The 26707-nt window shown below is 65.5% G+C and carries 22 protein-coding genes; 5 read left to right on the forward strand and 17 right to left on the reverse strand.

From position 1 onward, the window contains the following. Positions 1-3: 3 nt before the first annotated feature. The 10 genes from tssK to tssA form a co-directional block, all read right to left on the reverse strand. Complete coding sequence (gene tssK, locus ACYG97_RS00540) at positions 4-1338, reverse strand: type VI secretion system baseplate subunit TssK (RefSeq protein WP_023692181.1); 1335 nt, start codon at positions 1336-1338, stop codon at positions 4-6. Between the two features lie 158 nt (positions 1339-1496). Continuing rightward, positions 1497-1949, reverse strand: a complete 453-nt coding sequence (gene tssJ / locus ACYG97_RS00545) for a type VI secretion system lipoprotein TssJ (RefSeq protein WP_023673710.1) — start codon at positions 1947-1949, stop codon at positions 1497-1499. Positions 1950-1952: 3 nt separating this feature from the next. Next, positions 1953-3437 (reverse strand): type VI secretion system-associated FHA domain protein TagH, encoded by a 1485-nt coding sequence (gene tagH, locus ACYG97_RS00550; protein ID WP_023673711.1) that lies wholly within the window; start codon positions 3435-3437, stop codon positions 1953-1955. Next, on the reverse strand, positions 3434-4477 hold the full coding sequence (tssG, locus tag ACYG97_RS00555) for a type VI secretion system baseplate subunit TssG (RefSeq protein ID WP_023673712.1): 1044 nt from the start codon (positions 4475-4477) through the stop codon (positions 3434-3436). The genes tagH and tssG overlap by 4 nt, the downstream gene beginning before the upstream one ends. Beyond that, on the reverse strand, positions 4441-6315 hold the full coding sequence (gene tssF, locus ACYG97_RS00560) for a type VI secretion system baseplate subunit TssF (protein ID WP_023732193.1): 1875 nt from the start codon (positions 6313-6315) through the stop codon (positions 4441-4443). Before tssF ends, tssG begins: the two co-directional genes overlap by 37 nt. Before the next feature lie 3 nt (positions 6316-6318). Beyond that, the gene (gene tssE / locus ACYG97_RS00565) at positions 6319-7074 is read right to left on the reverse strand and encodes a type VI secretion system baseplate subunit TssE (RefSeq protein ID WP_023687033.1); all 756 of its coding nucleotides are present in this window, start codon (positions 7072-7074) and stop codon (positions 6319-6321) included. Next, positions 7061-7510, reverse strand: coding sequence for an Hcp family type VI secretion system effector (locus tag ACYG97_RS00570; protein ID WP_023673716.1), 450 nt, complete (start codon positions 7508-7510; stop codon positions 7061-7063). The genes tssE and ACYG97_RS00570 overlap by 14 nt, the downstream gene beginning before the upstream one ends. A 52-nt stretch (positions 7511-7562) precedes the next feature. After that, entirely contained in the window at positions 7563-9068 is a 1506-nt protein-coding gene (tssC, locus tag ACYG97_RS00575; RefSeq protein ID WP_023682611.1) for a type VI secretion system contractile sheath large subunit, read from the reverse strand. A 3-nt stretch (positions 9069-9071) separates the two neighbouring features. After that, positions 9072-9608, reverse strand: coding sequence for a type VI secretion system contractile sheath small subunit (gene tssB / locus ACYG97_RS00580; RefSeq protein WP_023673718.1), 537 nt, complete (start codon positions 9606-9608; stop codon positions 9072-9074). Positions 9609-9614: 6 nt separating this feature from the next. Then, complete coding sequence (gene tssA / locus ACYG97_RS00585) at positions 9615-10793, reverse strand: type VI secretion system protein TssA (protein ID WP_023701537.1); 1179 nt, start codon at positions 10791-10793, stop codon at positions 9615-9617. Between the two features lie 325 nt (positions 10794-11118). Between tssA and tssH the strand changes: the two genes are divergently transcribed. Then, positions 11119-13893 carry a type VI secretion system ATPase TssH gene (tssH, locus tag ACYG97_RS00590; RefSeq protein WP_023732192.1) on the forward strand — a complete coding sequence of 925 codons (2775 nt, stop codon included), beginning with the start codon at positions 11119-11121 and terminating at the stop codon, positions 13891-13893. On the opposite strand, the gene ACYG97_RS00595 is transcribed toward tssH, so the two are convergent. The 6 genes from ACYG97_RS00595 to ACYG97_RS00620 all read right to left on the reverse strand — a co-directional run bounded on the left by ACYG97_RS00595 (position 13894) and on the right by ACYG97_RS00620 (position 21959). Then, complete coding sequence (locus ACYG97_RS00595; RefSeq protein WP_023687036.1) at positions 13894-15129, reverse strand: VWA domain-containing protein; 1236 nt, start codon at positions 15127-15129, stop codon at positions 13894-13896. It abuts the gene before it with no gap. A gap of 2 nt (positions 15130-15131) precedes the next feature. Further along, entirely contained in the window at positions 15132-17384 is a 2253-nt protein-coding gene (locus tag ACYG97_RS00600) for a DUF5682 family protein (protein WP_023732191.1), read from the reverse strand. A 4-nt stretch (positions 17385-17388) separates the two neighbouring features. Continuing rightward, positions 17389-18468 (reverse strand): ATP-binding protein, encoded by a 1080-nt coding sequence (locus tag ACYG97_RS00605; RefSeq protein WP_023673899.1) that lies wholly within the window; start codon positions 18466-18468, stop codon positions 17389-17391. Positions 18469-18487: 19 nt separating this feature from the next. Further along, positions 18488-19921, reverse strand: a complete 1434-nt coding sequence (locus ACYG97_RS00610; RefSeq protein ID WP_023732190.1) for a DUF5691 domain-containing protein — start codon at positions 19919-19921, stop codon at positions 18488-18490. Continuing rightward, positions 19918-21321 (reverse strand): SWIM zinc finger family protein, encoded by a 1404-nt coding sequence (locus ACYG97_RS00615; RefSeq protein WP_023684463.1) that lies wholly within the window; start codon positions 21319-21321, stop codon positions 19918-19920. Before ACYG97_RS00615 ends, ACYG97_RS00610 begins: the two co-directional genes overlap by 4 nt. A gap of 98 nt (positions 21322-21419) precedes the next feature. Further along, positions 21420-21959 (reverse strand): Lrp/AsnC family transcriptional regulator, encoded by a 540-nt coding sequence (locus ACYG97_RS00620; protein ID WP_023732189.1) that lies wholly within the window; start codon positions 21957-21959, stop codon positions 21420-21422. Between the two features lie 48 nt (positions 21960-22007). On the opposite strand from ACYG97_RS00620, the gene ACYG97_RS00625 reads away from it, so the two are divergent. Together ACYG97_RS00625 and ACYG97_RS00630 are read left to right on the forward strand one after the other, a co-directional pair. Beyond that, positions 22008-23186, forward strand: a complete 1179-nt coding sequence (locus ACYG97_RS00625; protein WP_023696650.1) for an MFS transporter — start codon at positions 22008-22010, stop codon at positions 23184-23186. Positions 23187-23246: 60 nt separating this feature from the next. Continuing rightward, positions 23247-23666 (forward strand): GNAT family N-acetyltransferase, encoded by a 420-nt coding sequence (locus ACYG97_RS00630; RefSeq protein ID WP_023684459.1) that lies wholly within the window; start codon positions 23247-23249, stop codon positions 23664-23666. On the opposite strand, the gene ACYG97_RS00635 is transcribed toward ACYG97_RS00630, so the two are convergent. Then, complete coding sequence (locus ACYG97_RS00635; RefSeq protein ID WP_023709179.1) at positions 23663-24778, reverse strand: anhydro-N-acetylmuramic acid kinase; 1116 nt, start codon at positions 24776-24778, stop codon at positions 23663-23665. The two genes, ACYG97_RS00630 and ACYG97_RS00635, sit on opposite strands and share 4 nt — an antisense overlap. Positions 24779-24991: 213 nt before the next feature. On the opposite strand from ACYG97_RS00635, the gene ACYG97_RS00640 reads away from it, so the two are divergent. After that, positions 24992-25675, forward strand: a complete 684-nt coding sequence (locus tag ACYG97_RS00640; RefSeq protein WP_023668581.1) for an SDR family NAD(P)-dependent oxidoreductase — start codon at positions 24992-24994, stop codon at positions 25673-25675. Positions 25676-25847: 172 nt separating this feature from the next. Further along, a complete protein-coding gene (locus ACYG97_RS00645; protein WP_023668580.1) occupies positions 25848-26702 on the forward strand; it encodes a MetQ/NlpA family lipoprotein in 855 nt (284 codons plus the stop codon). Positions 26703-26707 lie beyond the last annotated feature (5 nt).

Genomic DNA, 26707 nt, shown 5'->3' on the forward strand with positions numbered 1-26707 from the left:
ATCTCACCTGTTGACCGAGTAGCAGTCGACCTGCGGTTCGCTGGGCAGCACGCCCGAAACGCCGATCACAAAACCCGGCGCTTCGAGCAGCGAGGCCCAGTGCTCGCTTTTCTGGTCCAGTTCGAGACACAGCCGGTCGCCGTCATAGGGAATTTCGCGCGGCTGCGAATGAAGGGGCTTCAGCGGAATGCCGGGCAGGCGTGATTTCCACAGCCCTTCGAATTCGCTGGCCGAGCCGACCGTCGCCTGGTTGACGAAAATCTTGCGCAAGGCATCCTCCGACAGTTCGGAGCCGATCCGCACCACGATGCGGCTCGCCACCAGAAGTTTCGGGTTGTCGATGCGGATCTTCCACACATTGGTGGCATGGCGCATGACCGGCAGGGCGCGCGATTTCGGCTCGATGTAGCGCAGGCTGAGGATCAGCGAACGCAGCGCATCGGCCAGCGCCGAATAGGCGGGTCCGGGCGCCATGTGGTCGTAGACAGGCAGTTCGCCGAGCCGCCTTGCGCTCGAACCGTAGGTCGCCATCGAGCCGGCAAGGCCGGCAAGTTCCATGTAGACCTCAGCCGGATGGAAAACGTCCTGCGCCAGCATGTGCGCCAGCCGCGGCCGCGCGGCGTTGACCAAATTGAGGATCAGAAGATCCTCGACACTGCGGCCGGGGCCGCCCAGCACCATCTTGCCATGCGCCTCGGCGATCTGGTCGAGGCCGGTGACCACTTCCTGCAGCAGGCGGCTGTACCAGGACGCCGCGCCGATGACCAAGGTCGGCGGCAGGAAGGTGTCGTCCAAGGCCACGCCGCCATCGGCGCGCACGCCCTTGAGTTCGGCCACCGGCAGCGCGGTGTAACCGCCGACGGCCGTGCCCGGCGTCAGCAACAGCGCCTGCGGCCGCGCAATCTCGATTTCCTCGGGGTCGGAGCCGCCATGCACGGCGTCGCGCACCGAGACGATCCGGCCGCGATAGCGCGCGCCGGACGGCTCGGCGTGAGCGGGGTCGAAGCCGACGCCGCCTGGCGGTTCGAGCGGCAGCGCTATCAGCACCGGTCCAGCGCCCATCTCCGGCGTCACCGCCAGCGGCCGCGGCGCATCCATCGTCTCGGGGATCGCGAACGGCGTCCCGTCTGGAAAGATGCCGCGTGCCGAGAGCACCGAGATCTGGCCGGCATCGAGCTGTGCCTGATCGAGCGTCAGCGTTCGAAAACCGAACGTATGCAGATGCCCGGCCTGCAAGGCGCCGCGCACCGTCGCTTCGAAGAAGCGGTCCTGTTGCTGGAAATGCTGGGTGCGGAGGAACAGTCCCTCCGACCACAGCACCCTGTTTGCATCGCTCATGCCGGCACTCTCTGCTTCCTGCTCATCATGTTGCGCGGCTTGCGGACTTTTGCCGCCCATGCATGTCGCTCAAAAGTGGTCACGGTTTTGAGAGAACGACATGCATAAAAATAAAGATCTAAAGCGCGTCGCCTGAATCCGTTCAAACGCGACGCGCTTTAGGCGGAAATCCCGCCGCTGCCGAGCTTCACATTGACCGTGAACTTCGATCCCGGCGAAACCGATTTGGTCGTGCGCCAGTTGCGTCCGCCGGGTTCCCTGATCAGCGCGACGAAGCCGAGTGCTGCCACTTCTGGCTCGACCGTGATGGTCTTCGATGCGGTCTTGCCGGGTCCGACGGAAACCGTGTCGGAGCCGATGAGATCGCCGCCAAGTGCCGCGCCGGCACCGCCCTGCAGGGCGAAATAGTCGGCCGAGTTGAAGGCGCCGGTGCTCTTCAGGCGCAAGATCATCACCGTCACCGGCCTGTCGCCGCCGCCCGGTCCCGGGTTCATGCCGGCGCCGCCGGCAAGATTCACTGTGATGACGGATGGTTTCGGCGGGCCGCTCTGGCAAGCCGTCAGCAGTCCCGTCGCCCCGATGGCAAGGATAAATTCGCGTCTGTCGATCATGTCTCAGTCCTCCTCATATGCATCACGAAAATCAGCGCCGATCTCGCCCAGAAAACGCGTCTCGGCGCTGTGAGCGATTTCACGGTGGCGTTTCTGGTACAACTCCCAGAGCTTGGCTCCGCGCCCGCCGGTCAGCAGATTGCCGATCGCCGAACTCGACTTCAGTTCCTGCTCGATCGCCGCCGGATCGAAGCGGTCGATCATGCGCTTGAGCGCGCCTTGCACGCCGCGCCAGGCGCGAACGTGATGCTGCGCCAGATCGCGCACCGCGTCCTTGATCGCCGCCTCGGCGCCGAGGAAACCGGGGCTGCGCTCGGCCAGGATGGTTACCAGCGCATCGTCGACCGAGGGCAGGAATTTGAGCGGGTTGACTTCGGATGCGCCAACCACCGTTTGAGCGACGCGAGCGTTGCCCTTCTCTTCGGCGCGCTTGCGCAAAAGCTGCATCAGCCCTTCCATCATCAGCCGGTACTCGCGGCCGAATTTTTCCATGTCGGCCACCGGATCGCCGCCGGGAAAATCGGCCTCGTCCATGCCCATGCCGCGCAGGAAAGCGGCGCGCAATTCCGCGTCCGACGGTCCGGCTGACGGCCGCGCCGCGGATTGGCGGACAGGAGCGCGTGGTGGCGGTGGAGACGGGGGAGGCGGTGGCTGCGGTGGCGATGGCTCGACCGCGCGGACTGGCAGATCCCAGGGCGCTGCAGAGGGGGCAGGCGAGGGCGCATCGGTTGCACCGCCATCCGTCACGCCGGCGTCGAGGCTGGTGGACCCGGCAGGGCCGAAACCAAACCCGTCATCGTAGGCCGGCAGCTTCTCAGGATTGGATCTGCTCGGCTCTCTCGACCGCGGCGCGGAGTCGAGGCCGAAGGGATCGTCGAACGATGGCTTGGCGCCGTTTCTGTCAGTGGGCTCGGCCACCGGCGTTGCCACAGGGTCGAGGCTGAACGGATCGTCGAACGCCTGCGAGCTGCGTTCATCGGACCGCGCACGCGCGAATGCGCCGGGCACCGGCTTTTCGAATGGATCGGGCAGGTTGGCAGGGCGTGGCCGTCCCGGCTCTTCTTCCGTGGTGGACGAAAAGAAATCGTCGCCGCCGAGGCTGACCGGCGCCCGCGACGCCGCCGGCTTACTGGCAGGCGCTGAAGGCCTGGAGGCCGGCGCCTCGGTCTTCGCCGTCTGCAAATCGACCCACACCACATAGTCGCCCAGTCGCAGTCGCATGCCGCTTTGCAGGCGCGCGGTATTTCCCGCGCCGAGCGGGCTGGCGGCATCGTCGATGAACAACCCGCTGCTGGAGGTATCGGTGACGAAATAGCCGCCCTGCTTGCTGGTGATCTTGCAGTGGGCGCGCGAGACGAACATGTCGGGATCGTTGATCTGCCAGTCGGCGTCGGCGCTGCGGCCGATTACCAGCTCGCCCTCGTCCAGCCGCGCCTGCCGCGTGACTTGCGCGCGTGGTCCCTGTTCGAGAATCAGAAGCAGGCTCATGCCGCCACCTCTTCCCGCCAGCCGACGATGGTCCGCAACCGCATGTCGTCGGCGTCCCCCTTTTCGACCGGTCGCGCCAGCCAGGTGGTGCGGGCAAGCTGGACGGTGCCGAGCTTCGCCGGCGGCACTGCCTTTGCCGCAAGCACGATCCTGAGATCGACATCGATGGTCTCGCCGATCAGGTCGCGCACCGCCTGCTTCAACAGCTTCAGCCGCTCACCGCCCGGCAGGAAGGCCTTGTAATCGATATAGCTGAGCGCGCCGATGCGCAGCTCGATGCGGCTCTGCCGGCTGAAGCTGCGCGGGCCGATGGTGGCGCTGCGGCCGAGCGTGGCATAGCTGCCGGCAAGCCGCGTCTGCAGCGCCTTGGGGATGGTCATCCAGGCCGCGACGAACTCCTTCAGCACCACCGGCACTTTGAAGGCTTCGGCCAGGAACAGCGTCAGTCGCTCGGGGCCGTCGACTTGGGCAGCGAGCGAGGCGGCCTGGCGAAGTTTTACTGTATCTAGTTCGGCATCCTGCGTGCCCGGCAGCCCGATGCCGGCCATCGCTTCCAGCATGGAACGGACGCGGCCGCCGACACCGCGTTCGACCTGCACGGCCGGATGCGCATCCGCCCAGGCCCGATAGTAGAGCGCGATCATCCTGTGCTGCAGGATATTGACAAAATCGACGAAGGTCGTGTCGCTCGTCTGCCGCGCCTCGGCGCCGGCATACCAGCGTTGCGACAGGCGATCGAGCACCCAGCGCGTCAGATGCAGTGGCATCGGCCCTTCGGGTCCGAGCAGGCCGAGATTGTTGACCGTGACGCGTGCCGGCGACTTGTCCGTCGGCTCGCGGAAATCCACCACGTCCTGCACTGCGAAGGACAGCCGCACATTCTGGCCGAGCCTTGCCGGCTCGCGGTCCGGCCGGCCGGAATGGCCGAACAGGCCGCCTTGCCGTTCGAGCCGGCGCAGCAGTTCGAAAAAGTCGAAACTCTCGGACAGGGTTGCGGCTCGCTCTAGATCAGGTAGCGATTGCCGGGCGTCATCGGCCATGGCACATCCTCCTGTTTCTGGAGCAACCGCGTGCGCGTGCGCACGAACCCGTTAATGCCGGCATGGCGGGCAAACAGCCGCGACAGCAGGCCCGACAGCAGCAGAGTGCTCTGTCCCGCCAGCACCGACTGGTCGACATGCAGCGTCACTTCCGTGCCGCGGCCGAAGCACATCGGCCCTTCGATCGCCAGCCTTTCGATCACCGCGCGCGAGTCGATGCGCACGATCGAGCGCACATTGCGGGCGAGCCCGGGGTCGCCGCGCTCGGCATAGAGATCGAGCAGCGCGTGCAGCGGATCGACGCCGCGGCCTTCCTTGGCCAGGCTGAGGAAGTTGAGCGCCAGCTGTGACACCAGCCGCCAGGCCAGGTCGTCGGCGCGCGACTCGCCGTCGGCGCCGGTCGGCAGCGCTGCCGGGATCGCCGGCTGCGGCGAACGCAATGCGCCGAGCAGCCGGACCGTCTCCACAGGGTCGCCGGCTTCCAGCGTCAGGGTCGGCGTGTCGTCGAGGATGGCCAGGTCGCGATTGGTGCAAAGCGCCATGATATCGACGCGCTTGAGCGGCCGGTTGGCCTGACTGTTGACTGGGCGCGAAACCGCCAGGAAGACGTCGTCGCCGGCATAGGAGGTCCGCGTCACGCCCTGGCGCCGCTCGTCCTCGGTCGGCCGGCGCGGCCGCCGCTCCGTCGAATAGACCCAGCCGCTGCCGCGATTTTGCCCAAGGCTGAAGAGTTCCGGTATCTCCGCGTCGGGTCCCTCGGCATCGGCGTCTTCGACGCGGATGACGCGGTAGATTTCAAAGTCGCGCGCCCGCGTGCGGTCGGCATGCAGCACCTGGCGCGTCTTGCGCTGGTCGAGCTCGACGATGTTGCACTCGCGCTCGAAGAGATTGATGATCGGGGTGGCGAAGAGATCGAAATCCGCCGGCGTCAGATCGGCGAGTTCGGGCACCGGACGCCGGAACAGGAAGATGATTTCGAGCCCGGCCTGGCATTTGCGCACGACCGGCAGCAAGCCGGTGACGCGCCCATAATGGAAGCGCTCGGGCATCATGAAATATTCGCGCAGCAGGCGGTAGCCTTCGAAGGTCGGCCGCGTGCGCGGCATCAGCGCCTCGGCATCGGCAATGCCGACCATCTCCGGCGGCGGTAGCGGCGACAATGGATTGGTCTTGCCTTCCGGTCGAGCGCCGACACCAGAGCAGACTCCGAAGATGGCGTCGAAGATCAGCGGCGCCTTGGTGCGGTTGGCGAAATAGAAGTCGAGCCGGTCGAGCGCCAGTTCGTCGAGCTTGCCTTTGCCGGTCCGCGCCAGCGTGATGCGAAGTGCCGCTTCGCCGGCCTTGCCGGCGATCGGGCCGATGCCGGCGGCGGCAAGCGCGCTGCGGTCCTGGAAATAGCCGACCGAACTGATCGCGATCGGAAACAGCGTCATGTCCTGCGCGGTGGTGAAGGTGCAGCGTGTCGACAGGCCGGCCTGCAGGCTGGAGACCAGCCGCGTGCCGCGCTTGACGACGTGGCCGGCAAGCATTGTCTGCACCTGCTGGCCGGGCTTCAGCACCACCATGGCGGTTGCCGGCGCCGGCGTGACGAGATCGGGATAAAGCACGTCGAGGATGCTGCGCGAAAACCGCGAGCGCTCGGCATCCACCTTCAGGCGCGTGCGCGCGGCGAGGAAGGCGACGCCGTCGAGCAGCCGCTCGACATAGGGGTCGGGACACGGCACCGTATCCAGCGACAAATTGCGGGCAACCGCCGGATGCATGTCGGCGAACTCCGCCGCCAGCCCGCGTATGTGGGACAGTTCCTCCTCGTAATATTCTACGAAGACCCGGTCCATCTCTCAGGCTTCCCTGAACTCGGTGCGCGCCAGTCCGTTGTCGAGATTGATCGTCGTGCGCAGGCGCATGCGCTCGGGCGTCGGCGTCATGATCAGCACGGCGTCGATCTCGATCTTCAGGCCGGTCTTGTCGCCGAGGTTGACCGTGACTTTCGTCGCGCTCTCCTTCAGCCGCGGCTCGAATGCGGCGAGCACGGCGCGGATCTCGCGTGCCAGAACATCGCGATCGAAGTCGCGCGACGACCGGCCGGAGAAGGACGGCACGCCATAATTGACAACGCTGCGGCGCACCTCCGGAAAGTCGGCCAGCGATGTCGGACTGTCGGTCATCTGCTCGGCCTCGAGATCGGATAGCAGCGGCGCGGATTCGAAACGCTCGGTGTTGAACAGCGCCTCGATGTCGCGCCGCACGGCCTCGCGCAGCACATCGGGCGACACCACGATGCCTCGGCTTTCAAGCTCGCCACGGTGCCGGTTCTGAAACGCCAGCCGGTGCAGCCGGCGCTTCTGATCGGGGTTCAATGCGTCATCGGCGTCGATGCGCCTCGGTCCGTCTGCCAGCAGCTCGTCCAGGCGCTCTGCGCCAAGCTCCTCCTGCAGAGCCTGCCTGAGCCCGTCTATCTCCGAGCTCAGGCCCGGCAGGTCGTTGACGAGGCGGTCCCACAGCGAAGGCTGTACCGCCTCGCGCTTGGCCCGTGAACCGCCCGCCTGTACCTTGTCGGCGGCAGGGCGCTTTGCTCGCCCGTCACTTGCCGACATAGACATCCATTTCGGCTTCGTCATTGTCGTCATAGACGAACTTGATCTTCTTGTAGGCGAAGGAGACTTCCTCCTGGATCAGGTCGGCTTCATCATCGGCCTGCGACATGTCGTATTCCATGATCGAGGCGTCGGTCAGGGTAACGACCAGATAGTCCTTGCTCTCGCCGTCGATGGTCCGCCGCGCGGAGAATTTGACCTCGTCCAGCGCCTTGTTTTCGAACAGGGCCTTGGCCAGATAGGGTGAGGCCTTGTCATAGTGCTTGGTGAACTTGATCATGCCCATCGACACGCGGCCTCGGCGCGAGAGGGAATTGGGGTCGTAGGGCGCGACCATCTTGTAATCGACGCCATGGATTTCGATCTCGTCGTCATGGCCGTCGCGTGTGCTGGGCCCCTTGATATCCGGAACTTTCAGAAAACCGTCGATCTTCATTGTGGGCATTTTCGTTCTCCACCGCTTTCAAACAAAGGTTTGGTTGCTGCAATCAGGTCTTCACGGACGGCAATTCCGACACCAGCCTGAGCGAGGCGTTGATGCCCTCCAGCTGGTAGTGCGGGCGCAGATAGAAGCGGGCGTTGTAGTAGCCCGGCCGGCCCTCCACGCTGTCGACCTGCACCTCGGCGGCGGCAAGCGGACGCTTGGCGCGCGCCTTGTCGTCGGCGAAGGCCGGGTTGGCCAGCACGTACCGGTTGATCCATTCGGTCAACCAGATCTGCATGTCGGTGCGTTCCTTGAACGAGCCGACCTTGTCGCGCGCAATCGCCTTGAGGTAGTGGGCGAAGCGCGAGACCGGGAACAGATAGGGCAGGTTGGCGGAGAGCCGCTCGTTGGACTGGGCGTCGGGGTCGACCAGGCGGCCCGCCCGCGTCTCATCGTCCTGCAGCGAATGGGCGCCGATAAAGGCCGCGAGATCGGTGTTCTTGCGGTGCAGGATCGGCATCAGCCCGAGCTTGGCCAGTTCCGCCTCGCGCCGGTCGTCGATGGCGACTTCCGTCGGGCATTTCATCGCGATCGAGCCGTCATCGGTCGGGAAGGAGTGCACCGGCAGGTTAAGCACCGTGCCGCCATTTTCGACGCCGCGGATCTGGGTGCCCCAGCCATAGAGCTTGTGGCTGCGGTTGATGTTGACGCCCATCGGGAAGGCAGCGTTCATCCAGACATATTTGTTGTGATCGCCCTGCACTTCCTCTTCGAAGGAGAAGCCCTTGACCGGGACTGTCTCCGAGCCGTAGGGCAGCCGCGCCAGCACGCGCGGCATGGTCAGCCCGATATAGCGCGCATCCTCGCTCTCGCGCAGCGATTGCCACGAGGCGTAGGCCGGGTTGGAGACGATCTGCTGCAGGTCCTGCGGGTTGGGCAGTTCCTGCCAGCTGTCCATGCGGAACAGCCGTGGCGAGGCGGCGGCGATGAACGGCGTGTGCGCCGAGGCGCAGATGCCGGAGATGTTGCGCAACAGGCCGACGTCGCGCGGGTGGTTGGAGAACTCGTAGGCGCCGATGACGCAGCCGATCGGTTCGCCGCCGAGCATCGAATACTCGTCGGTGTAGACCTTCTTGAAGATCGGGCTCTGGTCCCACATCTGGCCTTCATAGTCTTCGAGCGTATCGGCCAGCTGCTCCTTGGAAATGTTCATCACCCGGATCTTCAGCTTCTGATCCGTCTCGGTGTTATTGATGAGATACCAGAGGCCGCGCCAGGTGCCTTCCATCTGCCGCACTTCCGGCGCGTGCAGGATTTCGTTGACCTGGGTCGTCAGCATCTTGTCGATGCCGGCGATCAACGACTTGATCGACTTGATCGAGTTGGACGAAATCGTCGTCGTCTCGGAGCGCGACTGCGCCGCCAGCGCCAGGTTGCGAACCAGCTGCTGCAGCTTCTCGCTGTCGTCCTTCTTGACCTTGAAGTCCTTCTCCAAGAGCTGGCTGAATTCGCCGAGATCGACGGCCTCGGCCTCGGCGACGGATGCTGCGGTCTTTTGCTGTTCGGCCATGATCTATTCCTCACCCTTGTCGTCGGACAGCGCCTGGGCGGCGATCTGGCCAAGCAGCGGCTGGTTGTTCAGCAATTGGGCGATGCGCTTTTCGGCATCGACGCGGCCGTCCATGAAGCCGAGCAGCTCCTCGAGCTGGCGCCGCATCTTCAGGATTTCGGCCAGTTGCGGGACCTGTTCGGCGATCTTGTCGGGGGCGAAATCGCCCATCTTGGTGAAGGTCAGGTCGAGCGCCAGTTCTTCGTCGCGCTCCTGTCCCTCGGCCTGCGGCAGCGTGTTCTTCACCCGCGCCTTGACCCTGGGCCCCAGCGCTTCCATGAATTTGGGGAAGCGGTTGGCATCGGTCTCGACAAAGGAACGGTCGAGCACCGTCTTGGACGCTTCCCTGGTCTGCGATGCGCCCGACAGGTCGGCCATCACGCCCATGACGAACGGCAGTTCGATCGTCGTCGGGCTGCCGTAGGTTTCGACATCGTAGGCGATCTGCACGCGCGGGGCGCGATTTCGCTCGATGACCTTCGCTTTGCTTTCGGCTGGCATGTGTTGCTACCTTTCATCCTTCTGGGCAGTCTTCTTGGCGTCGGGAACGCCGGCGAGCAGCCGGAATTCCTTGAGCCCCGACGGGGCGAGGTCTTCCATCAGTTCAACGAAATCCATGTGCACCATCCTGCGCACCCGGCGGGCGAGATGCGGGATCGGACTCGACGGCTCAGTGCGGTCGTAGAACGCGACCACAAGGTCGAGGCACTTCACCACATCGTCGCGCGAGGAAATCCTGTCCGGGAGCCCCGCACCGGTCTCCGCGTAGCTTGCCATCGTCTCGGCTCCATGACCGTTTCTGACCGGCGCGGCCGGGCTTGCCGGGGGAGCAGCCGGGCTGGCCGCCCCCTTCGTCGCTGCCTCTTCCGTGGTCTCGACCGCCGTATTGCGTTCCAGCGTCGTCAGCACGCGCTGCAAAAACCGCTTCAGGTCCGGGACGGCAGCCCCGTTGCTGTCGAGGCGGGCATTCAGCGCCGCATCGACTGCGTCGAGCGCCTCGATCGCTGCGTGCGCCCCGGCGATGAGCGCCGTCATCTGTTCACCGGCATGGTCCTGATAGGCGGCACAACCGCTGCCCACCCGGTTCAGGAGCTGTCCGTGCGCGCTGACCAGCGCTGCCTTCTCCGTGGCATTCAATCCCGACGCCGCTTCCTGAAGCATGACGCGATCGTCGAGCGCACCCTGTTCGAGATCGCGTCCACTGATCGGCCCGATGGGACGCGGCGCGAAGAAGACCATCTGCCTGAGGTTCGCCAGCAGGCCTTCCTGGCCGTTCTGCAGGTCGGCCAGCGCGTTGAGGCGGCGCAGGGCGGCCTCGCGTGGTTGGGGGCTGGCCCGCAGCGCCGGGTGCATCGTCTCCCAATGCGTCTCGAAGGTCCTTGCAATCAGGGTCAGGCCCTGTGCCAGTCCGGCCAATCCCTCTTCATTGGCCAGCGCCCGGGCGACAATGACGAGCAGGCGCAGGTCGCGGCCATGCGAACGCAACTCCTCGGCCTTGCCGAGCACGGCAGGCCAGTCGACCGGAATGGTCGATTGCGCGGCTGGCTTGTTGCGCCCGTCATGGACGACCTTGACCTGCGGCTCCGTGAGCCGCTCCAGCTCATGAAAAGCCGGATCGTTGCGCAAGTCTTCGCCTGACGGATTTTCACCGTCCAGCGGAGCAAGCCAGAGTGCGAGATCGATCACAGATACCCCCGGCGACCGGCTCTAAAACCGTACGTGACCCAACGTTAGCACACGGTTGCATATTCCCACAATTCGCCATCCGCTCAAAAGTTAACGAGCGCTAATGAATGTCGGTGCAACTGCGTCTCGGATGGCGCAATTCATGGCGTGCTTGGCCAACCTCGTATGTGAAGCGCATCGCATAGGATTAGAAAAAATCGTGGTTGTCTGCATTTGGCGGCGCGGGACTCTCCACAAAGGGAAAAGGCCGGCTGCATCAAGCGCTTTGTCAAGCGGCTGCTTATGTGGCAGGCTGTCGACGGGGCAGATTGCAGGAGCACGTTCGATGGAACAGCGCCGGTCGTCGCAGGGGTTCAAACGCAAGGAACTGGTTGGCAAGCTCAATCCGGTCTGCCTGCGCGCCTTCAAGGCCGCCGCCGACAGCGCCAAGCTGCGCGGCAATCCTTACGTCGAACTCGTCCATTTCATAGAACAACTGGTGCTGTCCGAGCGTTCGGATGTGCAGATGATCATTGCCGATGCCGGCGTCGATGCCAGCCGGCTTACCAGCGAAATGACCCGCGCCGTCGACAAGCTGCCCTACGGCGCCACCTCGATCGAGGAATTTTCCGACCACATTTTCCACGCCATCCAGGAAGCCTGGAATCTGGCGACGCTGGAATTCGGCATGGAGGAGGTCCGCAGCGCCCATGTCGTGCTCGCCTGCCTGAAGACGCCGGTGCTGGAAGGCCTGGTGGCGAAGATCAGCGGCGAATTCGACAAGATCGACGCCGACGGGGTCATCGCCCGCTTTGCCGAGGTGGTGGACGGTTCGCTCGAAGCCGGCGCCACGGCAGCAGTGGCTCCCACCGCGGAGGCGCCGCGGCGAGCTCCGGGCGGGGACTCCGCGCTGGCCAAATACGCCACAGACCTCACCCAGCGCGCCCATGACGGCAAGATCGACCCGGTCGTCGGCCGAGACCCGGAGATCCGGCAGATCATCGATATCCTGATGCGGCGCCGGCAGAACAACCCGATCCTGACCGGCGAGGCCGGTGTCGGCAAGACCGCGGTGGTCGAGGGGTTTGCCCTGCGCATCGCCCAGGGCGACGTGCCGCCGCCCCTGCAGGGCATCAGCGTGCGTATGCTCGACGTCGGCCTGATGCAGGCCGGCGCCAGCGTCAAGGGCGAGTTCGAGAAGCGCCTGAAGGCGGTGATCGACGAAGTTCAGTCATCCGAGACGCCGGTCATCCTGTTCATCGACGAGGCGCACACGCTGATCGGCGCCGGTGGTGCCGCCGGAACCGGCGATGCCGCCAATCTCTTGAAGCCGGCGCTGGCGCGCGGCGAATTGCGCACCATCGCCGCAACCACCTGGGCCGAGTACAAGCAGCACATCGAAAAGGACCCGGCGCTGACCCGCCGTTTCCAGGTGGTCAAGATCGATGAGCCGTCGGAAGCGGTCGCTGTGCTCATGCTGCGCGGTGTAGCCGGCGTGCTCGAACAGCATCACGAAGTGCAGATCCTGGACGAGGCGATCGAGGCGGCGGTCGGCCTGTCGCATCGTTACATCCCGGCGCGGCAATTGCCCGACAAGGCGGTCAGCCTGCTCGACACCGCTTGCGCCAGGGTGGCGATCTCGCAGCATGCGACGCCGGCCGAGGTCGAGGACATTTTGCGGCGCCGCCAGGCGCTGGAAGTCGAAAGCGGCATCATCGGCCGCGAGGCCGCGATCGGCATCGAAGTAACTGACCGGCAGGCGCGGGTCGAGGCCGGGCTCACTGAAGCCGGGACCATGCTCGCCGCCGCCGAGGAGCGCTGGGAGCGCGAAAAGGCGCTGGTTGCCGAGATCCTCGAACTGCGCGCGCGGCTGCGCGGCGACGGCGTCCCGCTCGATGCGGTGGCGACAGCTGAGGCCGAAGCCGAACCGGCAGCGCCGGACGAAGAAAAGACCAAGGTGCCCAAGGCCGAGACGCCCAAGGCCGAAACGTCCGAGACCGAAGCGCCGGCTGCCGAAGCTGCGCCGTCAGATCCTGCCGCCGATCTGGCGCGGCTGCGTGAACTCATGGCCGAGCTTGCCACCGCGCAAGGCGAGACGCCGCTGATCCTGCCGTCGGTCGACCGCAATGCGGTAGCTGCCGTGGTCCAGGACTGGACCGGCATCCCGACGGGACGGATGCTGTCCAGCCAGACCGAAAAGGCGCTCAAGCTGGCCACCACGCTGTCCGAACGTGTCGTCGGCCAGGATCACGCCATGGAGATGATTGCCAAGCGCGTGCAGACCAGCCGCGCCGGGCTCGGAGCGCCGGAAAAGCCGGTCGGCGTGTTCCTGCTCTGCGGCCCCTCGGGAGTCGGCAAGACCGAGACGGCCCTGGCGTTGGCCGAGACGCTCTATGGCGGCGAACAGAACCTGATCTCGATCAACATGTCCGAATTCCAGGAGGCGCACACCGTCTCGACGCTCAAGGGCGCACCGCCCGGCTATGTCGGCTACGGCAAGGGTGGCATTCTCACCGAGGCCGTGCGCCGAAAACCCTATTCGGTGATCCTGCTCGACGAGGTCGAGAAGGCGCATCCCGACGTCCACGAGATCTTTTTCCAGGTCTTCGACAAGGGCATGATGGATGACAGCGAGGGAAGGCGCATCGACTTCAAGAACACGCTGATCCTGCTGACGTCCAATGTCGGCTCCGAAGTCATCATGGAGCGGACCGGCAACGGCACGGTGAGGGCAGGGCTCGACGGCCTCGATGCTGCACTGCGCGCTCCACTGCTGAAGGTGTTTCCAGCGGCCTTCCTCGGCCGCGTCGTGACCATCCCTTACTATCCGCTCTCGGATTCGATGATCGAGGCCATCACCCGCCATCAGTTCGGCAAGATCGCGCGGCGGCTGCGCGCCAGCCACGACGCCGAACTGGTGATCGGCGACGGCGTCATGGCGCTGGTCAGGGCGCGCTGCACCGAAATCGAGTCCGGTGGCCGCATGATCGACGCCATCCTCACCAACACGCTGTTGCCGGAACTCAGCCGCGGCGTGCTGAACCGGTCGCTCGACGGCGAGAAGATGACCAAGGTGACCGTCAGCGCTTCCACTGACGGGTTTGCCTATTCGTTCGAATAGTCAGGCCTGACTGCTCGGCTCCGTCTCGGCGCGGATCAGCTTGATGTCGGCGCCGGCTGCCCAGGCGCCGATATCCTCGCGCCGCAACGCCGCCGCCATCATGTCGGGAAACAGGTCCGGCGTGCAGGCGAAGACCGGTATGCCAAGTGCCGCGACCGAAGCCGACATCGCCGGATCATAGCCCGGCCGGCCCTGATCGGTCAGCGCCAGCAGCACGATGACATTGACGCCGGACCGGACCAGCGCCGCAAGCCGCCGCAGCAAGTCCTGGCCGTTGCCGCCCTCATAGAGGTCGGTGATCAGCACGAAGTGGGATTTGGTCGGCCGCTCGATGCGGTCGGCGCAATAGGCGACCGCCTGGTTGATGTCGGTGCCGCCGCCGAGCTGCACGCCAAACAGCACCTCGACCGGGTCGCTGAGCTCTTCGGTCAGGTCGACGATGGCCGTGTCGAAACAGACCAGCTTGGTGCGCACGACCGGCAGCGACGCCATCACCGCGGCGAAAATCGAGGCGTAGATCACCGAGCTCGCCATCGAGCCGGACTGGTCGACGCACAGCACCACTTCGTCGAGATCGACCAGCCGGCGTTGCTTGCGCATGAAGCCGACCAGTTTTTCCGGCACGACGGTTTTGTGCTCAGGCTGGTAGTGGCGAAGATTGGCCGAGATGGTGCGCGGCCAGTCGATGTCGCGTTGGCGCGGCCGGTTGGTGCGTCGCGACTTGTCGAGCGCGCCACGGATCGCCTCGGCGGTCTTCTGCTCCAGCCGCTGCATCAGCTTGGCAACGATGTCGGCGATGATGGTGCGGGCGATGTCCTTGGTCTTGGCCGGCATCACCGAACGCAGCGAGATCAGGTCGGCGACGAGGTTGACGTCGGCCTCGATCGCCTTGAGGAATTCCGGCTCCATCAGCATCTGCTTCAGGTTCAGCCGCTCAAAGGCATCCTTCTGGACGATCTGGACCACCTGGGCGGGAAAGAAGGAGCGGATATCGCCCATCCATTGCGCCACGCGTGGCGCCGAGCGGCCGAGCCCGCCGCGCCGCTTGCGCGGGTCGGCATCGGCATTGGCGCCGTCGCCGTAAAGCGCATCGAGCGCCGAAGACAGTTTTTTGTCATCACTGGAAAGGGCGGAGGAAGCCTCGTCATCGGCGCCGATCGCCAGCCGCCAGCGGCGCTCGCGCCCGCTATCGGAGGATGCTGGGCCGGGTTCGGGCACTTCGGCTTCGTCATCCATTGTCACACTCCGCCCGCCAGCAATGGCCCAAGCCGCTCCAGGTGACGGCGCCAGCCCTCGCCGCCATCCGGCGCCGGCGTCAGGCCGGCCGGCAACCTTGCGGTGCGGCCGAGCACGGCCTCGATCAACCGCTGCCGCTCCATCGAGTCCAGATTGGAGAAGACGCGGCGCAGCAATGGCAGATGCGCGATGAAAGCTTCCTCGTCGAGCGATTTCAGCCACCCATCGACGGCGCCGCGCAGGCCCTCGTCGTAGATCAGCCGCTGGCCGGCAGTGCTGAAGAAACCTTCGAAGAACCCCGCTGCCTGGGCGACCGGCGTCCCCGGCGACAGCCTGCGTCCGAGCAGCCCGGCGGCGTCCTCTGCCGACAGTTGGCCGGCTTCATAGAGCAGATGCGCGGCGCAGCCGGCGAGCAGCGCCGTCGAGCCCGGACCTTCCAGCACGCCGGTCAGGCCGTTGCGCCATGCATCGAGCACGCCTTCGCCGGGCTCGACCAGCCGGATCGCCGTGTCGGCCTTGCGCACAGCACCGACCAGCGTGGTGGCGGCCTGCTCGTCCAGGTCGCGCACCGCATAGGGCAGCGCGATCGCGCCTTCGACGATCAACCGTTCCAACAAACCGGACAGCCGGTTGGTTTCGGTCTTGCGCGCCTCGCCGTAACGGATGATGTCGGCAAGCGGCGGCACCGAGGCCAGCATCTCCAGGCATTCGCTGCTGTGCGCTGCGCGCGCCTCCAACGCTACAAGGCCGGCGCTCGCGGCCTCCGACAGATCCGCCGTAATGGCGCTCTGGACAAGGGCGGCAAGCGTGTCGAGGCTCGCGGCCGCACCGAGCATCTGGATCAGGCGGCCATTGGCGGCCTTTTCGATAGTCGGGCCGTAGATCAGGTTCTCGACCAGGCGCACGGCATATTCCGGCTCCCAGGCCAGCGTCCATTTTTCGCGAAAGGTGCCGCGGCTGCGGCCGGCGTCGGCCAGCCTGCCCCATTGCACGCCAAGCACGTTCAGCCGGTGCAGCAATGTCGAACGAAACAGTCCGCTTTCGCTGCGCAGATCGACCGACAGCTCGCGTTCCAGCGCCTCCGGCTTCAGCCGCGCCGCCTTCTGGTTGCGCTGCAGGTCCTCGATCAGCGGCGCCAGCGGCGTGTCGGGCGGAATCTCGCCGACATCCGCGCCCAAAAGCAGCTCGGCCTCGACCAGCGCCCACAGCACCGCTTCGCCGTTGAACAGCGCCGCGATCGCGGCATCGCGCAATTCCTCGAAGCCGGGCTTCGGCCGCTCGCGAATGGCAGCCAGTGTGCGCGCAAGCCGCTCGGCCTCGATCAGCGACGCGGTCGACACCAGATGGCCCTTCGCCCGCAGCACCGCCGCGATCGTCGCCAGCCACAGCGTCGCGGCGTCGCGCCGCCCTCGTGTGCGCCACAGATGCTTGCACCAGCCGGGCGCGACGACGCCAGCGCCATAACCATAGCCCAGCGCAAGACGCGGCCCGGTCCATGGCGCCCATGTCATGATGCTTTTGCGCCGGGCAATTCCCTTGATCAGCGCCTGGTCGTTCTTCTGCGTGTGCGCGGCCTGCAGGGCCGGCACATGCCATGCGCCGCAGACGACGGCGATCGGTCCGGCGAATTCCTTGCGCGCGGCGGCGATTTCCAATCGCATATGCGCTTCACGCTTGGCCTCGAACGGCGCGATCGCACCTTCGCCGTCGCGCAGCGTCGTCATCGCATCGGTGATGGCAGCGAAGATTGGACCCGGCTGCGGATTCTGCTCGATAATGTCGGCCCACCAGCTTTCGCCATCTTCATAGCCGGCGGCCGCAGCCAGCGTGCCGATCGGGTCGCGATGCGATGCGGGCTCGCCATCCTCACCGGTTTCGTCCTTGGGTTCGGGCTTGTCGGCGTCAGCCGTTTTGTCGGGGTCGTCGGTTGCCGGTGCCGCGAACCGTGCCGATGACGGCAGGTCGATGAACCGCAATGCCGCCTTGTTCGCCACCGCCCACACCGCCGCCTGGTATTCCGGCGAGAACTCGGCGAACGGCCAGAAACTTGTCGCGGCCGGATCGTCCTCGGGGTAGCAGAGCAGCGCCACCGGCGGCTGCATCTGCGGGCGCGCCAGCAATGGCAGCAGGGCGGACGCGTCGCTCGGCCCTTCGATCAGCACCGCGACCGGCTGCAAGTCCCGCAGCGCCTGCACCAGGCTGTCGGCGGAGCCCGGCCCGTGATGGCGGATGCCGAAATAGGCGACGTCGCTCATGACCTCAGATCGCTGCGTTCAGCGCCGCGTAATAGCCGGCATAGTCCGGCCGCTTCTTGAGCACCGTTTCGAGATATTCCTCCAGCACCACCTTGTCCTGCACCGGGTCCTTGACGATGGCGCCGACAAGGCTGGCGGCGAGGCCTTCGGCGCCGAGCTTGCCGCTGTCGAACCACGCCGCCTGGCTGAGGCCGCCGACCATGGTGGCGATCGCCTCGGCGGTCGAGAGCGAACCCGAAGGCGTCTTCAGCGTCACCTTGCCGTCGGCGGTTGCGCCCGAGCGCAGCTCGCGGAAAATGGTCAACACTCGAGCGATCTCCTCGCCGACATTTTTCGGCACCGGCAGGTCGAGCCCGCCGGCCATCTCGTCGACCCGCTTGGAGACGATCGCCACCTCTTCGGCCATGTCTTCGGGCAGCGGCAGAACCACCACATTGAAGCGGCGCTTGAGCGCCGAGGACAGCTCGTTGACGCCCTTGTCGCGATTGTTGGCGGTGGCGATGATGTTGAAGCCGCGCTGGGCATAGAGCGAGGTGTTGAGCTCCGGGATCGGCATCATCTTTTCCGACAGCACGGTGATCAGCGTGTCCTGTACATCGGAGCCCATGCGCGTCAACTCTTCCAGGCGGCATAGCTTGCCGCTCTCCATGGCGCGGTAGAGCGGCGTCGGCACCAGCGCCTCCTGGCTCGGCCCTTTGGCCAAAAGCTGCGCATAGTTCCAGCCGTAGCGGACCTGGTTCTCGTCGGTACCGGCCGTGCACTGCACGATCAGCGTGGAATTGCCCATGATGGCGGCGGCGAGATGTTCCGACACCCAGGATTTTGCGGTGCCGGGAACACCGAGCAGCAGCAGCGCGCGGTCCGTGGCGAGTGTCGCCACCGCCGTTTCCATCAGTCGGCGGCGGCCGACATATTTTGGCGATATCACGGTGCCGTCGCTTGCCTTGCCGCCGAGCAGGTAGGTCAGAACGGCCTTTGGCGAGAGGCTCCATCCCGCAGGTTTTTGCTTGTCGTCATTGCGCGCCAGCGCCTGCAGTTCAGCGGCATAGGCCTGCTCGACGGGGAGGCGGATGGCTGCGTTCATGGTGCTGTTCTCCGGATTGTCATGGGTTGGTTCCCGTCAGGGCCGCGTTGAGGCGCAGGAAAGCGAGCGAGGCTGCCGCCGGCGGCATGCCGGCCGCAACGACATGCTCGATCAATTTTTCCGCTGTCGCCGCAGTGGCCAGAAAGCCCAAAGTTTCCAACAGGTCGTCGACGGTTCGCTTCATCGCGTCATCATTGCCGGCGACAGCCGAACGCAACACCGCCAAGCTCTGGCCGTTCGTCAGGTCGGGCCAATCCAGCCAGTTGGCTTCGAAGCCCTCGGCAAGGGTGAGCGTGCTAACATACTGCGGCGTATCTTTCAGGATCAATCTGACCAGGACACGCTTCCTGCGGCTATCCAGGCGCGGTGTCAGGTGCAGCACGAACAGTGCCGGCTTGCCACCCTCGGCGATCAGCGTGTCGGCCATCTGCGTTACTGCAGCGTCGCTGCCCGACGCGGCGACCATTCGTGAGATCTGGATGTCGGCATTGTTGTCGGCACCGAACTGCCAGGCTGCAATGAAATCGGGTTCGCTGACCCCAAATCGGGAAGCAAGGTCGACCAGATTGCAGGTCTCGAACAGTTCGGCGCGGCGCTTTTCCTGCGCCGGGGATTTGAGTTTTGCCGGGGTGTAGGTGGTGCGGCGGCGGATAAAGCCGGATTTGCCTTCTGCGATGAAGGTGGCAAGTTCGGCAACGGGATCGTCGGCACCGCCACCAACACGACCGTGCTCGCCCAACCTCGCCAGCAGCCGGCTCGCCAGTTCCTGCACCTTGCCGGAGCGGTCAGTGGCCAGGCTTTTCAGGAACGGCGCGTCCTCAGGCGTCAGGCCGAAATGCATGAGTTCGATCAGTGCCAGCCGGACTTCCGCCGGCTCGCCGGGCGCCTTCGCTTCCATCAGGCTGCGGGCCGTGGCCGGATCGCGACGGCGCATCTCGGTCAACGCGATACGGCGCGCGGCGGGGTAAAAGTCATCCCAGTTCTGCACCGTCAGTTGCTCCTGCGGCGCAATCTTCAGCCCCTCGACGCTGGCCTGCCAGTCGATCCACGGCGCATAGATGTCAGGGCTGTTCTGGTCTGATGCCGACGGCATCCAGTCCATCGGATGCAGCACGTAGCCACGGCCGGCGACGAGCGTCGCCACGCGCGCCTTGCGCCGCGCATCGGCGGTGTTCTTCAAGGCAGCCCGCAACAGCGGCCGCAACCGCTCCGGCAGCAGCGGCAGGCCAAGCCTCGGCAGCGGCGGGCGCCGCTTCAGCGACTTCGGCGCGGCTGGCCTTAAGCCCACATCGAGCGCCTGCGCGGCGATGGCCAGCAACAGCCGCTCCCGTTCGTCCGGGCTTGCGCCGCCGGCGATTTCCTTCCACGCGGCTGGCGCCAGATCGAACGCAGTTCCGCCGGTGATCCAGCAGTCGCGCATCGTCGCCAGGCCGGTTTGCTCGAGCTCGTTCATGACAGATCGAGCCTCCCGAAGCCGCTTTGCGCGGCGAGCAGATCGAGCCGCGCGCCGTTCCACAGGGCTGCCGTTGCCGAAAGGTCGAGACCGAGCACGGTTTGATCGACGGTTCCGGCGACAGGCAGGGCGATCCCTTGCGGGTCGTGCGCCGCTTGCCACCAGGCGGTGCCGCGCTCATCGAGCAGGATCGCGCCGGCAGGCAGCATCAGCGGGCTATCGGTCGACCAGGGTGCTGCGTCCTGGTGCGCCGCATGCGCCGCCAGCGGATCCTTGACAATGCCGAGGCCGAAATCCGGCCAGGCGCCCGACACGACATCGCCCTTGCGCTCCGCTACCAGCGCCCGCAGCCGTTGGCGTGACGGATAGAACACCAGCCTTGCATCGAACCGGTCGCCAGGTGTGAACGCGGCAGAGCGGCGGCCGGCCGAGGCCGGAAAGAAATCGAGTAGCAGCGCAAATTGCGGCGTCGGGCTTTTCAGGTCGAGCAGCCAGGTAGAATGGCTGACAAGGCCGTCGCGGCGGGTCTCGATCTTCTCGCCGATGACTTCCCACTGGCTGTCGACCTGTCTTGCATCGGGATTGGCCAGCACCTGGTCGCGGGTTTCGGATGCCGACACCAGCCGCTTCAATTCGGGATCGTCTGGCGCCGAGCGCCAGGCCTTGGCCAGCAAAACCAGCTTGCCGAGTTCGCGGATCGCCGCGTCCGGCCGTTCCTCGCTGCGCAGCGCCATTAGCCGGGCCGGGATTTCGTCGATGCGTCCCGCAAGCGCCGTTGCTTTCATGTCGACCAGCCTGGCGGCAATGCGGCGGCAGCGCTCGCTGCTGGCGTCGGCAAAGGCGGAAAGGCCGAGCCGCAGCTGGTCGGCAATCCACTGGTCGAGTTCGTCCAGCGCGCCTGCCACCGCGGTGCGCGTATCTTCCGCCCGCTTGCGCTGCGCCGTCTCGCGGCGCTCCGTCGCGGCGGCGTCATCGACGGTGCTTTCCTCTGCCTGCGAGGCCTCGCCAATGCTCTTGCCAGACGCGCCCCTGCCAGACTTTGCGTCGACCGGCGGGGGCGCACTCTTCCTGCGCCGGCCAAGCCAGTCATTGACCCATTCCGGCGTTGTTTCGGCTGATGTGAAGCTGGCCGGCGCCGTGGCGGCGATCCACATCAGCGCCAGCGTGTGCTTGCAGGGAAATTTTCGCGACGGGCAGGTGCATTTGTAGCCGTGGTCGCCGGTGTCGACGACGGTGCGATAGGGGTTGGATCCCGAGCCCTGGCATTCGCCCCAGATCAGCGCCTGCTGCTCGTTCTTCTCCAGCCGCGGCCAGTTCGAGCGCTTGGTGAGCTTCGAGGCGGCGCTTAGCGACGCCTGATCGGGGGCCAGCGCCTCGATGGTTTTCAGTTCGAATTCCAAGCCGCGCCTCTCGTCACCCCAAATCAATGCCTGGCATCAATATAGGGTGCCGTTTGTGAAGGATTGTTGTGGCCCCGGCAAGACGAAGATAGCGCAGATCAGTACAACGGCGTGGCCATATGCCGGGGCGTCGGCCATTGCGCGGTGATCTCGGGCTGCACCGGGCGCTCGAGATAGGTCGACAGCACGACATTGCTTCGCGTCGAGGTGACGCCGGGCGTTTCGTAGAGACGCGCCAGCAGGCCTTCGAGCGCCCTGGTGTCCTCGGTGCGGACCTTGAGCAGCAGGCAGGTGTCGCCGGCCACCGAATGGATTTCCTCGACCTCAGGATATTGCGAAACGGCCATCAGCTCCGGCGTCTTGCCCCAGCCCTTGGTATCGATATGCACGAAGGTGAGCAGCGGCTTTTTCACCGCCTTCGGGTCGATGATCACAGCCGTGCCGCGGATGGCGCCGCTGCGCCGCAGGCGCTTGACCCGCTCATGCGCCGCCGGCGGCGACAGGCAGACGCGTTCGCCAAGTTCGGCGTAGCTGATCGTCGCATCCTCGACCAGCACGCCTAATATTTTTCGGTCGATTGCGTCGAGCTCTCGGGGAGCTACCTTATTCTGCAGAACCCCATCTGTTTCTTCGTCCATATCGAAATTCCTTGTTGTCGCGGAATTCAGTTCGGCCATTATGACCCGATGACGAACGCGCATCAAGCTGCAACGCTCCATCAGCCGATCCCGGCGCTGGCCTATCTCCTGACCGGCTGCATCGCCGTCATCGGCTCGAACTCGCTGGTCCTGGGTCCAATTGCTCCGGCAGTCGCCGCATCCTTCGGCACCAGCGTGCCGGCGGTGATGGCCGCGTCGGCTGCCTTCGGTCTCGGCACTTCCGCCAGCGCTTTGTTCCTCGCCCGCTATATCGACGGCGTCGGCGCCCGCCGCATGCTGCAGGGCGCTCTGCTGTTGCTGACGGTCGGGCTTCTCGCCAGCGCGCTGGCGCCGACGGTGATCATGCTGGTCGCGGCCCAGGCCGTCGCCGGCATCGCCGCCGGCGTCGCCATGCCGGCCATCTATGCCAGTGCAGCGGCAATTGCGCCGCCCGGCCGCGAAAGCGGCACGATCGGCGTCGTGCTGACCGGCTGGACGGTCTCCATGGTGGCCGGCGTGTCGCTGTCGGCCGTGCTTGCCGATCTCGTGCACTGGCGCGCCGTCTTCGCCGCCGTCGCGGTGCTTTCCGCCATTGCGCTTGCTGCCTTGTCGATGACCTCGCTCAGCGACGTCAGGAAGAGCGGCCCGGCGCCGTCGCCGTTCGTTGCGCTGGCCATTCCGGGCATCGTGCCGCTGCTCATCGCCTGCACCGCCTTCATGACCGCTTTTTACGGCGTCTACGGCTATCTCGGCGATCATCTGCACCAGGATCTGGGCGAGCCCGTCAGCGCCAATGCGCTGGCCGCACTCGCCTACGGCGCCGGCTTCGGCGCCGCGGCCTTCCTCGACGGCGTCATCGACCGCATCGGCGCACGGCGCGTCATGCCTTTCGCCTATCTGCTGGTCGCCGTCGTCTATGTCGCGATCGCGCTCGCAAGCAGCAATTTCGTGCTGATCCTGGCTATGATCGCCATCTGGGGCCTTGCCAATCATTTCGGCCTGAACGTGCTGGTGATGCGCCTTACCGCGCTCGATCCGTCGCGCCGTGGCACCATCATGGGCCTGAACAGCTCGGTCACCTACCTCGCCGTCTTCATCGGCACCACCAGCTTCGGGCCGCTTTATTCATCGTTCGGCTTTGCCATCTGCGCCATCGTCGCCGCCGTGCTGATGCTGGTTGCGGCAGCAGCGGGGTCATGGCGATCGCCGCTGCCCATCAAGCCGTAAAGCTTGCGTTCTCATCCCGTCCTTCGCTAGAGCTTGGCTTGCCATGCGAGCCCCGCCCGGATGAAGACGACGCTTGAAACCACTGCCGACCCCTCGTCAGACGACCTCGCCTTCCTGGCCGAGCGGCTGACGGCGTTCAATGACGGCGATGTCGGCCCCTCCGGCCGCAAGCCGATCGCCGTCTTCGTTCGTGATGAGCACGGCGCTGTCGTCGCCGGCATTTCGGGATACACCGCCTGGGGCTGGCTCTATGTGCAGTGGCTGTGGGTCGACGAACGCCTGCGCGGCCGGCATATGGCCGGCGACATGCTGGGCGCTGCCGAGGAGGAAGCGGTCAAGCGCGGCTGCCAAAACGCCTGGATTGATACGTTCAATCCGACAGCGGCCAAAGTCTATGAGCGGCAAGGCTACCGGCGCTTCGGCGAACTGCCTGACTTTCCCGTCGGCCGCAGCCGCATCTTCCTGCAGAAGAAGCTCTAACCTGCCAGCCGCCCGCCTTGCATCGGCCGCGGCACGCCGGTGGTGCTGGGAAAGCTGATCGGCAGGCCGCGCAGCACGCGCACGGCAAGGAAGGCAAAGCATTCGGCCTCCACCGCATCGCCTTTCCAGCCCAGTGTCTCGGCCTGCACCACCTCGACGTTGGCGCGCCTCGCCAGCATCGCCATCATCGTCGGGTTGCGGCGGCCGCCGCCACTGACCGCTAGGCGCTTCGGCCGGCGCGGCAACAAATCGAGCGCCTTGCCGACGGCCGAGACGGTGAAGGCCGTCAGCGTCGCCGCCCCATCCTCTGCGCTGAGGCCGTCGGCCATGGCGGCGCCGAAGTCGAAACGGTCGAGCGATTTCGGATAGGGCTTGGTCAGATACGGATGCTGGAGCAATTTGGCCAGCCGCACTTCATCGACGGTGCCGGCCGCGCCCAGTGCGCCGTCGCGGTCCATCTCGCCGAGGCCGTTTGCCTTGATGAAATCGTTGAGCGGCGCGTTGGCCGGGCCAGTGTCGAAGGCGACGATGTTGTCCTTGCCGTCCCACCAAGTGACGTTGCCGACACCGCCGAGATTGAGCACAGCGGTGTCCCCGCTGGCGTCGGCTTCCCTCAAAAGCGCCGCGTGGTAGGCAGCCGCCAGTGGTGCGCCCTGGCCGCCAGCGCGCACATCGTCCGAGCGGAAATCATAGGCGACCTTGGCGCCCAAAATGGAATGCATCAGCGCGCCATCGCCCAACTGGCGCGTATCGCCGCGCCGCCCGGGTTGCGGGGCACGATGCAGCACGGTTTGGCCGTGAAAACCGACCACGCCGATATCGCCTATGGTTAGGCCGTAGCTTTCGACAAGGTCCTTCACCGCCGCCGACTGCGCCCGCGTCAGCGCCTCCTCGGCTTCGGCAAAGATCGCCGGCTCCGGCCCGTCGAAATTCCACACCCGGGCCTGACGCAGCGTCTCCTCCAGCAAGGCACGGATCGCTGCGGGGTAGGGGGCCAGCGTATAGGTGCCGAAATCGGCGATCCGCTCGCCATCGGTCTTGATCAGCGCCACGTCGATATTGCCGTCAAGCACGGTGCCGGTCATCAGGCCGACGGCCCAGATTGGTTCCACGGTCGACTCCCTTGCGACACCGTTTGCGATTCCAACGCAATCACCTGTCGGACGGATTGTCTCGCCAGGCAAGACCCTGGCCGCGGTCGATTGCTCCGAACCTGCCGGCAGAGTTTTTCACCGAACAGCGAAAATCGAGCAACGCCGTTCTTGCGTCTCGCCGCTCAAGACGCCAGCTATGAGACGAACACGTCATCGCCAAGGAGAAACGACATGGCATCCGAAGTCGCAGTGATCGCCGGCGCGGGTGCGGGCCTGAGCGCCTCTTTGGCACGCCTTCTCACCACGGAAGGCTATCGTGTGGTGCTGGCCGCCCGCAACACGGCCAAACTCGCGGCGCTGGTCGGGGAAACCGGCGCGCTGGCCGTCGAAACCGACGTCGCCGATCCGGCCTCCGTCGCCGGCCTGTTTGACGCCGCCGACAAGCAAGGCCCGCTGGCCCTTGCCGTCTTCAATGCCAGCGGCCGCACGCGCGGCCCGATCGCCGAGGTCGATCCCGATGCGGTCAAACAAGCCTTGCTTGTCGGCGCCTATGGCGGCTTCCTGGTCGGCCAGCAAGCGGCGCGGCGGCTGCTTGCGCGCGGCTCCGGTTCGATTCTTTTCACCGGCGCCTCCGCCAGCATCAAGGGCTTTCCCAACTCCGCCGGCTTTGCCATGCCGAAATTCGGCCTGCGCGGTCTGGCTCAGTCGATGGCGCGCGAACTCTTCCCGAAGAACATCCATGTCGCCCATTTCATTATCGACGGCCAGATCGAGCCGGTCGGGACGAAGCCCGAGCGACCGGACAGCCAGCTGTCGCCCGATGCGATCGCGCAGACCTATCTCGCGACCCATCGCCAGCATCGCAGCGCCTGGAGCTTCGAGGTCGAGCTGCGGCCCTTTGTCGAGACATTCTGACCGGTCCGGCGTGACCGTTCTCGCAATTGCGAAATCTTTGAGAGAATATTCCCGGCTTCGTGTTTGAGAAGAAATGCGGTTCTTTGATCCGGCAAGCAGCATTGCCGATGATGTCGTCAAGGCTTGGTATTCCACCTCGCCGCAATGACTTCAGGATTACGAGGGATCGACAATGTCCGAACGCGGAAACGCTTCCAGCTCTCTTCTTTTTTCAGCCATCAGCCGGCGAGCTGCCCTTGCGGCACTTTTTGCCTCGGCCGTCACGCTTGCCGGTCTGGCTCAGCCGACGCCGTCCTTCGCCGAGGACAAGAAGTCTATCAAGGTCGGCATCATCAGCGGCGAGGATGAGGATGTCTGGCGCGTCGTCGTCGCCCAGGCCGCCGAAAAAGGCCTGACCGTCGAGACCGTGGTGTTCAACGACTACACCCAGCCCAACGAGGCGCTCGAGCGCGGCGAGATCGACGCCAACGCCTTCCAGCACCAGCCCTATCTCGACAACCAGATCAAGACCCAAGGGTACCACATCGTGCGCGTCGGCTACACCGGCGTCTGGCCGATCGGCCTCTACTCCAAGAAATACACCAAGGTTGCCGACCTGCCCGAAGGCGCCGTCATCGGCTTGCCCAACGACCCCTCGAATGAGGGCCGCGCGTTGCGCGTTCTGCAGAACGAAGGCGTGATCAAGCTGAAGGACGGCACCGGCATCCTGGCGACCACCGCCGACATTGCCGAGAACCCTAAGAAGGTCGTCATCAAGGAACTGGACGCCGGCATTGTCGGCCGCTCGGTCGAGGATCTCGACGCGGCTGTCGTCAACACCGACTGGGCGCTGAAGAGCGGTCTCGGCCCGGACAACCGCATCGCCCAGGAGCCAGTGGCCGACAACCCCTACCGCAACTTCATCGCCGTGAAATCCGGCAACGAGAACGAGGCGTGGGTGAAGACGCTGGTCGCGTCCTACCAGAACGAGGCGGTCAAGGCCGAGTTCGACAAGGTCTACAAGGGCACCGGGATCAGCGCCTATTGATTGGC

It is taken from the genome of Mesorhizobium sp. W067 (assembly GCF_054719525.1).